The sequence below is a fragment of the Chryseobacterium phosphatilyticum genome, assembly GCF_002899825.2.
Classification (GTDB): domain Bacteria; phylum Bacteroidota; class Bacteroidia; order Flavobacteriales; family Weeksellaceae; genus Chryseobacterium; species Chryseobacterium phosphatilyticum.
The window spans coordinates 33,592-44,652 of the sequence record NZ_PPED02000001.1 but is presented as its reverse complement, the minus strand read 5'-3'; the positions used below and the strand labels follow the sequence as shown (position 1 = coordinate 44,652).

General features: G+C 36.9%; 8 protein-coding genes. 7 read left to right on the top strand and 1 reads right to left on the bottom strand.

All coding sequences use genetic code 11. The features are described 5' to 3' along the window. The first annotated feature begins 10 nt into the window (after nt 1-10). From C1631_RS00180 to C1631_RS00160, 5 genes are all read left to right on the top strand, one after another. The gene (locus tag C1631_RS00180) at nt 11-892 is read left to right on the top strand and encodes a cupin-like domain-containing protein (RefSeq protein ID WP_109709626.1); all 882 of its coding nucleotides are present in this window, start codon (nt 11-13) and stop codon (nt 890-892) included. A gap of 165 nt (nt 893-1,057) precedes the next feature. Continuing rightward, entirely contained in the window at nt 1,058-1,771 is a 714-nt protein-coding gene (locus C1631_RS00175) for a hypothetical protein (RefSeq protein ID WP_103247787.1), read from the top strand. 148 nt (nt 1,772-1,919) lie between these two features. Further along, on the top strand, nt 1,920-2,462 hold the full coding sequence (locus C1631_RS00170) for a TetR/AcrR family transcriptional regulator (RefSeq protein WP_103247788.1): 543 nt from the start codon (nt 1,920-1,922) through the stop codon (nt 2,460-2,462). A 40-nt stretch (nt 2,463-2,502) separates the two neighbouring features. Then, nucleotides 2,503-3,363, top strand: coding sequence for a tail fiber domain-containing protein (locus tag C1631_RS00165; RefSeq protein WP_109709624.1), 861 nt, complete (start codon nt 2,503-2,505; stop codon nt 3,361-3,363). A gap of 90 nt (nt 3,364-3,453) precedes the next feature. Further along, on the top strand, nt 3,454-9,099 hold the full coding sequence (locus C1631_RS00160; protein ID WP_109709622.1) for a hypothetical protein: 5,646 nt from the start codon (nt 3,454-3,456) through the stop codon (nt 9,097-9,099). A 201-nt stretch (nt 9,100-9,300) separates the two neighbouring features. Here the strand turns inward: C1631_RS00160 and C1631_RS00155 are convergent, their stop codons facing one another. Next, nucleotides 9,301-9,903: a hypothetical protein gene (locus C1631_RS00155; RefSeq protein ID WP_123966542.1), complete on the bottom strand. Its 603-nt coding sequence runs from the start codon at nt 9,901-9,903 to the stop codon at nt 9,301-9,303. Between the two features lie 171 nt (nt 9,904-10,074). On the opposite strand from C1631_RS00155, the gene C1631_RS00150 reads away from it, so the two are divergent. Both C1631_RS00150 and C1631_RS00145 read left to right on the top strand, forming a co-directional pair. Then, complete coding sequence (locus C1631_RS00150; protein WP_109709620.1) at nt 10,075-10,608, top strand: Crp/Fnr family transcriptional regulator; 534 nt, start codon at nt 10,075-10,077, stop codon at nt 10,606-10,608. A gap of 69 nt (nt 10,609-10,677) precedes the next feature. After that, nucleotides 10,678-11,061 carry a hypothetical protein gene (locus tag C1631_RS00145; RefSeq protein ID WP_103249837.1) on the top strand — a complete coding sequence of 128 codons (384 nt, stop codon included), beginning with the start codon at nt 10,678-10,680 and terminating at the stop codon, nt 11,059-11,061.

Genomic DNA, 11,061 nt, shown 5'->3' with positions numbered 1-11,061 from the left:
ATTTGAACGAATGGGAATACTCCTTAAACCTATTGATGTAGTAGATGACATTTCACAAGAAGACTTCCGTGAAAAATATCTAAAACCATGTAAGCCAGTGGTTATCAAGAATATGGCTAGAAAATGGCCTGCTTACCAGAAATGGACAATGGATTACATGAAAGAAGTAGTGGGCGATGTAGAAGTACCTTTATATGACAGTGCGAAAGCTGATCCTGCAGCACCTATCAATACACCAACAACCAAAATGCCTTTTGCTGACTATGTTGATCTTATTCAGCGCGAGCCTACTGATCTTAGAATCTTCTTTTTTGATCCTATCAAATATGCTCCTAAATTATTGGATGACTATATTCCGCCAAAGAATCTGATGGGTGGTTTTTTAGATAAATATCCGAGCATGTTTTTTGGGGGGAAAGGTTCTGTCACTTTCCTTCATTATGATATTGATATGCCTCATATATTCCATACTCATTTTAATGGTAGAAAGCATGTTTTACTTTTCGAATATAAATGGAAAACACGTTTGTATAAACTACCTTATGCGACTTACGCACTGGAAGATTACGATATAGCCAATCCGGATTTCGAAAAGTTCCCCGCTTTGGATGGTATTGAAGGAATTGAATGCTTCCTTGAGCATGGTGATACCTTATTTATGCCTACCGGATGGTGGCATTGGATGAAATATCTGGACGGATCTTTCTCCATTTCTCTTAGAGCATGGGATAAAAGCTGGGCTGTAAAAGCACATTCCCTTTGGAATCTTGCCGTACAGCGTAATTTTGACAATTTCATGAAAGGTCGTTATAAAAAAAGATATATGGACTGGAAGGAAAGAAAAGCTGTTGAAAGAGCTCATGAAGCCTTAAAAAAAGGACTACCTAAATAAAAATAAACTGGCCGGGATTTTTTTCCCGGCCAGTTTATTTGATAAATATTTTTCTTTATTAAATTCATACTTTTAATTTTCATACATTTTATCTGGAGAAGCTATTTAAAATTTATTTAAATTGCATAGTAAACTAATTCCTTTCTTACTTAAAACCAGATCCATATGTTTGAAAAACTGATTGATAGCTTTGAGAAGCTTTGTCTGCAGATTATTATTGAAGTCTTATTGGTTCCGGTAACTATTTTAAAATTATTTCAGCAACCTGCACGTTGTTATGATTTTTCTGTACATGAAATGGAAAAGGATGAAACAGAACGTTTTCAGGACTATTTATCTCCCATTAAACTATCAGTGTATACTTCGGTTATTGTTTCGATTCTTTTAATGGATTATAGCGGGCAACAAAATTTCATATCAAAAATAAAAGGTTTGACTATGGTAGAAAAAGCATTGTTCATATTTTTATTGAATAATTTTACTGCCGTATTATTCAGCGTTATATTATTATGGTATAAAAGAGAAAAAGTAAATACGGTCACCTTTCGCACCCTTTTGTTTTCTTTTATCTATACTACAGTCTATACTTCGACTCCTTTTTTCCTGTTAATACTTTCGGCAATGTTTCTGGGTCAGACTATTGATGTACAAAGTTATCTGGCACACCTCGAAAAGCTGGAGACTTACGGCACAAGAGACTATGCCTTTTTTATTGTATTCTTACTATTTATTATTATAGGGGTAATCGGCCTGTTTAAGCTATTAAAAGCTTTGCATTATATTCTGAAGGAAAACTTTCGGTATCATCCCTATGTGGTTTGGATTTTCACATTATTATTTTTCTGCATACAACTTTACTATGCAAGAGGCTTTGTGTAATCCACATCAATATTTTCCATATCCTAAAGGTACCAGAGAAAGTTTTTCTACTCAAAATATAACAATTATGATTTGCATTTAAGATTTTATTAACACACATACCAGTCTGTTCATTTTTTGTTTACATTTGTTGCAAATCCAAAACCTTATGTCCAAACCCCGCGAAAGAATTTTAAACACCTCGATGATACTCTTTCATCAACAAGGCTACAACAGCACTGGTATCAACCAAATCATTGAAGAAGCAGACGTTTCAAAGGCCAGTTTTTACCAGCACTTTAAATCGAAGGATGATCTGTGCATCGAATTTTTTAATAAAAGATTTAAATACTGGGTTTCTGAGCTTGAAAATTTTACCTCTGGTGCAAAAACTCTTGAAGAAAAGTTTTTAAAATCATTTGATTTTTTGATCTATATGAATCAGAAGGAAGATTTCAGAGGATGTAGTTTTTTAAATATTATGTCTGAAATACCGGTTGATAAAATCGAAATTCACAAAATAATACGTGATCATAAAGCTACGCTTAGAGATTCTTTTCATAAGGACCTCAAAAATGATATTCTGGCAGCTCACCTCTATCTTCTGTTTGAGAGCTGCATTCTGACCAGTCAACTTTACCGCTCGAATGAATTAATAGAAAAATCCAAACTCATCGTACAAAACCTCCTACAATCTTCACTTTCACACTAAGGAGATTGATTTATACTCAAATAATAAGCAATTAAAAACTATGAAAAACTCTACCTTCTTGCAGAAGAATAATTCTGCAATGTTCATTCTATGCCTTATCGGAACGATCTCTATCAGTTCTTCAATATACTCTCAGGCAGGTAAAATAGGGATCAACACCATAAACCCCAAAGCTACATTGGATATCAGCGCCAAAACAGATGGCTCTTCACAGACAGAAGGTTTGATGATTCCCCGACTTACTGGAGATCAGATCCAGGCGATGACAAACAGTATGCAGTCAGGTACAGAATCTCTCATGATCTATGCGACCACAGCTCCGCTCTCTCCTGTTTCAAAAGTTGCCAAGATTACCCAACCGGGATATTATTTCTGGAACGGAACCCATTGGGAAAGCTTAGGGCTCAACTCCAATATGTATACTGCAGACGGCAGCATTACCACCCCGCTCGCTGCAAGAAATGTAGACCTCAATGGTAAAAATCTCGTCTTTTCAGGAAACGGAAGTGTTGGAATTGGCACTACTCCCTCCGCCTCTGCCAAACTGGATGTAGCAGGAACTGTAAGGGCCAGTGCTATTGATTACAATTCTGATGAAAGACTTAAACAAAATATTACCGACATAAAATCATCAGATCAATTATTATTAAAGCTGAGACCTGTCTCTTACTTCTGGAATGAAACCGGGAAAAAGAAAGGAGGAAATATACAGCTCCAATATGGGCTTGTCGCTCAGGAAGTGGAAAAAATACTTCCCAACATCGTAAGCACAGACAACGAAGGATACAAATCTGTCAACTATAATGAACTGATTCCGTTATTGGTGCAGACCGTTCAGGAACAAGGCAAAAAAATCGAAGAATTACAAAAAGAAGTACAGTTGCTGAAGAAATTAAAATAGTTGACAAAGAATTAATTTCTGACCTTTTCAGCATCATCGGAGTTGAGCATTTATGCCTCCTCTCCTTATTAATTTTGTAATTCAAATACCATGAAACTTAAATTATATTTTGTTCTTCTCTGTCTGCTAAGTCAGAGTTTTCTGGCTCAGAATAACTACTACTGGGTCGGAGGGATCGGTTCCTGGAGTGACCTGAACCATTGGCGTATCGGCTCAGCATCGGGGCCAACAGCCAGCATTATTCCATCCCGCTATGATAATGTATATATCACATCAGGAAGTGGTTTTAATTCTACAGGAGGGTTGTTGACTATTCCTTCTTCAGCAACCTGTAAAGATTTTATTATTGAGGATTCATTTATCGGAAAACTGGGTTTTCCGGCAGGAAGTATTTTCAATATTTACGGAAATCTGAGGTGGAAATCCAATGCCGGAGCGTATTACAACCTCACTATGAACCTTTTTTCAGACAGTTCAAACCCAAGTCCTCATCTTATTGATATTCCCGATAACCTGATTGACCCAAGGTACATTGGTACCTCATATACCTCATCATTCAATCTGAAGGGAAACGGCACTTTTAAACTGGTTAAAAATTTTGCCAGCAATGGCTTCTTCCAGTTTAATATTAGTGAGAATGCCCTTCTTGATACTGATAATAAGAATATCATTGCAAATACCCTAACTCACACTTCCACGGCAACATCAAGATTCGGAAGCTCGTCGTTAACCACAACAGGCGCGATGCAATTCAATTCCGCAGCTAATCTGACCCAGGCCTCCCTTTCCTTTTCATCACTGACAATTCAAACGACTCAGGATATCAAAAAAATTACCCTTCCCACAGGAAACTATTCTCAAATCTCAGCAGGCAATTTTCTGAAAGTAGATGAATTAACAGGAGCCGGAAACAGCGGTGCTAATATCACGGGAAATGAATTGAATATTAATAAAGCTAGTTTGTACGGCCTAATAGTAAATGTCACAACATGGAAGGCCAATGAAGTTATTTTAGGCGATGGAAGCTGTGATTTCTCAGGAACACGACACGAAATTAAAAACCTGACTCTCGGTAAAGGAAATGCTACATTGCGAACCCAGCAAATTGATATTAACAATCTGGTACTCAATGGTGGATTGTATACCTTCCGCCCAGCGCCAAATCTAAGTCCTAATTATCTTCAGGTTCATCAAACATTCATAGCCAATTCTCCATGTAATGGTACAATTCCGAGGTTTGGAGGTGCAGACACCACTAATCCGGTTAATGTTATTCTTCCTGGCTCTGTCAATGGGAATGGTATTTCTTCACTTTCTGATTATAATCTTATCGCTGTAAAGCTAACAGGAGGCGGATCAATGATCGCAGGAACCGATGGCGGAAGCAATACGGGAAATATTACATACTCGGGCATATCTTCCAAAACATTCTATTGGATAGGTGGTGGCGGAAGCTGGAATGATCCCTCGCATTGGTCCTTTACTTCAGGAGGTTCACCAGCCAATTGTATTCCTCATATGTATGATGATGTCATTCTGGATGCATCTTCCGGTTTTACACCTACAAATAACAGCATTACAAGTACCGGAACTGTTTCTGTCCGTAATATGACCTGGAATAATGCTCCGGCTAACCCCGTTTATAGCCCCACTACCTATATCTATGGTAATATTTATCTCCAAAAAGAAATGACGGCAACTGCTACGAGCTTCAATATTCGAAAATACAGTAATACCGATCCGGTAATCAACCGTTATATGAACTTTGAAGGGCAGAAAGTAACCCAGTTGAGTGTATTGGGTAATGACAATTATTATCTGATGCCTGCCACCAGCACCACGCCGTATGATATTGAAGTGACTGGGAGTTTCAATTTTGACAGCAGTGCCATGATAAGCAATCTTTATGCTGATGGCAGGAAAATAAAGGCCCGGGAATTCTGGTTGGGTGGCAACAATGTCAGTATAGACCATGCAACATTACAAATGATCACTCTGAATATCAATACCAAACAAACCATTACAGCTCCCAATACATCTGTATTTATCCAAAACTATAATGGGCGGTATTATTTTTCAGGAAATACCAGTCATTTTTTTGGAAAAATCTTTAAGGAAAGCAGTTCCCAGGGAGATATCCGGTATATGAATACCGGAATATTTCAGGTCAATGCGGGAGATATCAGGTTTCTGGATATCAATAAACCGGATCACCTTATCATCAACTCTCCTTCTAACATCATAATTCAGGATTCTTCTCAACTGATTATCAACAACACCTTTCTTTACAATCGAGCAGATTGTGATCTGGCAGTTAATTTAATCGGTTCAGGAGGAAATAATCTGGTACTTGGGAATATGATTAACGGGAATGGATTGGTTGAGCTGAACAGAATGAATATTTCAGGAATTAATGCTGGATACATTACTCCTGTACAGGGAGCAAAACCCGTTAATGCCAATAATTCAATTGATAGCGGAAACAACTCAGGAATCAATTTTACTGCAGCAACCGCGAAAAATTTTTACTGGAAAGGAGGACACGGAAACTGGAATGATATCAGTCACTGGTCTCTGGATCCTACAAATGCAAGGATCACCTCAACTTGTGGTATACCGGGCAGCAACGATAATGTATTTTTTGACCGGTACTCAGGATTTATTCTCAATGGAATTACAGCCATACAGCTATCCGGTGACGTAACGGTGAATGATATTACTTTTAGTGACTTACCCACTACCTCAAAATCTTATTTTGCGGGAAATAACAATTATTATAAAATGAATGTGAATGGAAATATGATTTTACATCCCGGATATTATGATGCAGGATATTTTTTGGGATTCACGTTCATTAATACCAATAAACCCACGAACATTGTTAAGAATCTCACACCGAACGGAGCCACTTCTGTACTTACTTTTTCGGGCTCTGCCCGGTGGAAAATCAACAGAGGGACCTCAACGTATGATCTTAATGGTAATTCTATTATTATGCAAAACAACATCTCCGGAAACATTCTGGATGCAAGTGGAACTCTTCTGAAACTTACTTCACTGACTTTGTATGGAGATCAGTTTCTGATGAATAATGCAGATATTACAATAAGCTCCAACTTCATTGTCAATACCATTCAGCCTGTAGTAGATACGGGTAACAGCGTCATCAAAATTATTAAACCTTCCGGTAGTTTAGGGAATGAAATCTCCTCCAATAATCTTGCTCACTATTTTGAAAAAATAGAATTTACCAATGCAGCAGGTGTTAATGATTATATGATGAACTTCAACATTACCGGCGGGATTATCAATCATTTTATCATCCATTCAACATCAGGAACAAGAATTGATAAAATAAATCCTTCTTTAACCATTAAATCTCTACTCACGGTTAATAATCTGGTCATCGAAAAAAATAATCACATAGCTTTAGAAGGCAATGTTCAGGTAAATCAATCTCTGAATATGTATGGAGATTGTATTGATAAACTGATCTTTTCTTCTGCCAACCTACAACCAAGGTCACTGGTACTTCCCAATTATACTGCCAATTCTTCTCATTATTCAATGGACAGAGTACAATTTAAAATGATTTCTTCGTCCGGAGGTCAAACCTACCTCACCACAAAAAGTACAGATTTAGGAGGAAATACCGGAATCAGTTTTCAGGATGCTATTTCTACAGATCCAAGGAATCTTTACTGGATTGGTGGTCAGGGAGAATGGAGAGATCCATTGCACTGGTCACTAACTTCAGGGGGAACCCCAATAACAAATTGTGATATTCCTACCTCTATAGATAATGTTTTTTTTGACCAAAATTCCGGATTTACTCCAGGGCAAAATAAAATTATTATCAAAGGAAGCAGCATATCAAAAGCCCATAATCTCACATTTAATAATGCCCCCAACCAACCGGTATTGGATTTCGGAGCGGATAGCAGTTACCTGTATTATCTGAATATATATGGTAATCTGGTGCTGCAAAATGATCTTAAGATTAATGTTCCTTTTTCATCCTACGGACTTATTCGTAATATCATTATGCCCCAGGGAGCAACTAGTGGAAGAACTCGTCATATTGATACTAAAGGAGCTTATATTTACCTCAATATCAATGCACCAGATTATTTTGAATTGAAAAGTCCTTATCTGGGAGATCTTAATTTTAATAATGCTGCAGGATTTAAAACCAATAGCCAACCCATGACTCTTGTCAATTTTAGCTGGAACCAAACGACCAACAATAATCCTGTTGTAGATTTTGGACAATCAATTGTTACCGGAACCAGAGCAAACAGTGCAGGTACTTCTCATTATTATATGCCAAGTCTTCCTTTTTACAATTTCTACAGTCCTTATTTTAATATTAATACAGGAAATAACCCCGTGAATTTGCAACTAAGAGAGGCTAAAGTAGAAACAGGATATTTCGTCACCAATACTCCGGAAGCCACTGCATTTGGTGATCTTACTCTATGGAAAGACGGAATTCTAAATACAGGAACAAAGACCTGGGATTTCAATACAGTAACATTTCTGGGGAGTTCAGCAGTGAATTCCGTAAGCACACTCTCCTCTTCCGGAAAATACAAAACCTTGTATTTCAACCCGGGATCTTATCAGGTCAATAATAGCCAGGTAGTTACTGAAAATCTTTTTATGACAGGAACTCCGTGCAACAGAATTTCAGTGCTCAGATCAGCTGCAGGTCAGAATATGATGAGTCTTGCCCCCTCAGCAAAATATACCATGTTTTATGCTTCTATCAAGGATATGAATTTTTCACGTCCTGTCAATGCCTATGGGAACAGTCAGGATCTGGGGAACACTGTGAATCTTACCATAGTACCTACTGATGTACAGGCTGCAGGTTTTGGAGGCAATAAAACACTTTGTGCTTCAGAATTTCCAAAGACCTATGATGCTTCCACATTATTTGGAACGGATCCTAATGCAAGTTATACATGGACGAAAATAAATACGATCAATTCGGCCGTTATCGGGAACAGTTCAGTGATTACTTTTACTCAACCGGGCAATTATAAGGTAAGTGTTACTTACGGCCAGGACGGATGTAATATTACTGAAGATTTTAGGATTTCATCGATAGCCTTACCGGTAGATTCTACTATATCCTTAACAACAAGTACTGTACAACAGATTTCAGGAGATATACAGGTAAGATTTAAAGGATCTCTTCCTCAAAATTATATTTTTACCTACAGTTTGAATGGAGGTCCGGATCAAACCGTTACTTCCGGAGCCAATGGTGAGGCAGTTATTCTCCATCCTAAAAGTCAGGTCGGAACATTTGCTTACCGGCTGAAGAATATCAAATTTACCGGTGAACAAACTTGTCCGGTAGATATCAGCAATAAAGAAATTGTAGTCAATATCAATCCGGAATGCCCAACACCTGGAGTGATGATGTTGATGGATGGTACGCTACGGGGTTGTACCGCATCAGCAGGAGCACGACGTATTACCGAATTACTTCCATCAGCAATACCTGATCCTCTCACTGATAATGGTCTGAACAGGCTTATTTCAGGAGCGGGAATTGTAATTAAAGAAGGAAATGATGTATTTATGATCCGAAATACCAATGCTTCACCTGAGGTATTAACACTTCCGGCCAATAAACCCCATATTCAGGGAGCGGTTATTTACCATAATGACCATTTCTATGAAGGAATAGAAAATGGAAAATGGATCAGAGTGGATAACGATTAATATTAAAATAAACTTACTATAAACCGCATTGGAAATATCCGATGCGGTTTTTTGTAACCACAAAAGTTTGTAACACTTATAATTTCATATCAGAAAATCTTATAATCTGATATAAACTTAGAATTTTGAACTCTTAAGTTATTGTAAGTTAAAAGCTTTGTGCATAATAAGTTCACTTTAGGCTTTGAAAATCTATGATTTTCAATTCTTTTTCTGTTGGTTAAAAAATGCAGTGATTAATTTTGAGTTTTCAGCAGGTGTTCTAAGGTTTGTAATCTCCCCGTTTTCATCGGTGGTAAAATGCCCTTTAAACGCATCAGGCATCCTTTCATATTGTTCGTTCACCTGTTGTAATAATTCTTTTAAACAATTATAATTGTAGGTATCGACAATAAAAGGTAATGCATTCTTTCCTCTCAATAATTCATATTCCTGATAGTTGTACGGTGTTGTTTCTTCACGCTTTGCCAATATCAATTTCAGCTTGTTCACCAGCTTTTCAATGTATTTCTCATTAGAAAACAAAGCAAGACCACGCAAACCATATATTTTCATATCCAGATACCTTTCCTTTTTATATGCTCCTTCAAAAAACTCCTGCAGATCGGATGAGTTGTGAGTATATAACAACTTTAGAATTCTGTTACGATAATCAATCTGCTTGGTTGTCTTGTATATTTTGATGAGAACATCAGTGTTTTCGGAAGTTAAATTTTCAGTATCCAGTTGATACAGTGCATCTCTGAAGTCAATATGACGTTCATTTACTTTCTCATCGGATAAAATCTGTGGGAATGTGCTCATAGGGTTCATCGTTTTCTTTTGCAAATTGGGAAAAAAATTCAACTATTCATAAGGCAATTTTAAGTTTTGGCTAAAGCCAATGGATATGTTTATTTATAGTAAGGCGGGCTAAAGCCCACCTCTACTGATATTTCTCCGATAGCTTGTTTTAATTTCCTACCTTTGATTGTTATGCATGTACCCGACCTATTCTTTCTTTTAAAAAATAATCTTCAGGAATTATCTGAAGTAAAGTATCCGGCAAAAAGAGTTCTTCTGGATGAAGGAGAAATTTCCAACAAAATGTTCTTTGTAAAAAGCGGTGCCCTGAGAGAATATTTTTATCAGGATGGTCGTGAGCTTACTTTAGAATTTATCACAGAAAACCAGGCCGTATCATCTTTTGACAGCTTTCTCAACGGAACTAAAAGTGAATTTATCATCGAAACATTAGAGCCAACAATTTTGCATGAATTGGAAATTGATAGTTTCAGAAAATTGATGAATAATCCGGACTTTCAGCAGACTTTTAATCCGCTTTTCTATCAACGTTTCAGTGAGATTACCAAACGATTGATGACTTTTATAAAAGATTCTCCCCAAAAGCGCTACGAAGATCTCCTTAAAGACAGGCCGGAGCTTTTATTGAGGTTTCCCCAACATTATATTGCATCCTATCTTGGAATCACCAGTGTGTCTCTGAGCAGGATCAGAAACCGCAGATAATTTATTTACAATTGTTATCGTCCCGAAGTTAATCTGTGATATAATTTTGCTTCATATTAATATCAAGCTATGAAAAATTTTATCCGGGAGGTATTCACTCATGTGCTAGAAAATCCTGTATTTGATGAAATACTAATTGAAAAATATTTCTCCAAAGATTATGTTCAATTCGTTGATCACCAGCAATTACACTATAAGGAATTTGTCCTGCATATCAAAAAGCTGAAAGAAAAAATTTCCGAACAAAAAATTGAGATTATTCATTATGCAGAAAACGGGAATGTCATTTTTACTCATCATCTTGTAGAATCATTATTAAAAGATGGAAGTATCGCTAAACATAAGGTATTGGCAGAATTTACGATCCAACATGGTACAATTATTCAATGTGATGAATTGACCTTATTGCTTGAAGGTTCTCTTAGTGAAAAAAATCTGGGATCTGAAGTGTAA

Bases quoted from the DNA above. Each gene is read 5' to 3' on its own strand.
- C1631_RS00180 (WP_109709626.1), top strand. From the start codon at position 11: ATGGGAATACTCCTTAAACCTATTGATGTAGTAGATGACATTTCACAA.
- C1631_RS00175 (WP_103247787.1), top strand. From the start codon at position 1,058: ATGTTTGAAAAACTGATTGATAGCTTTGAGAAGCTTTGTCTGCAGATT.
- C1631_RS00170 (WP_103247788.1), top strand. From the start codon at position 1,920: ATGTCCAAACCCCGCGAAAGAATTTTAAACACCTCGATGATACTCTTT.
- C1631_RS00165 (WP_109709624.1), top strand. From the start codon at position 2,503: ATGAAAAACTCTACCTTCTTGCAGAAGAATAATTCTGCAATGTTCATT.
- C1631_RS00160 (WP_109709622.1), top strand. From the start codon at position 3,454: ATGAAACTTAAATTATATTTTGTTCTTCTCTGTCTGCTAAGTCAGAGT.
- C1631_RS00155 (WP_123966542.1), bottom strand. From the start codon at position 9,903: ATGAGCACATTCCCACAGATTTTATCCGATGAGAAAGTAAATGAACGT.
- C1631_RS00150 (WP_109709620.1), top strand. From the start codon at position 10,075: ATGCATGTACCCGACCTATTCTTTCTTTTAAAAAATAATCTTCAGGAA.
- C1631_RS00145 (WP_103249837.1), top strand. From the start codon at position 10,678: ATGAAAAATTTTATCCGGGAGGTATTCACTCATGTGCTAGAAAATCCT.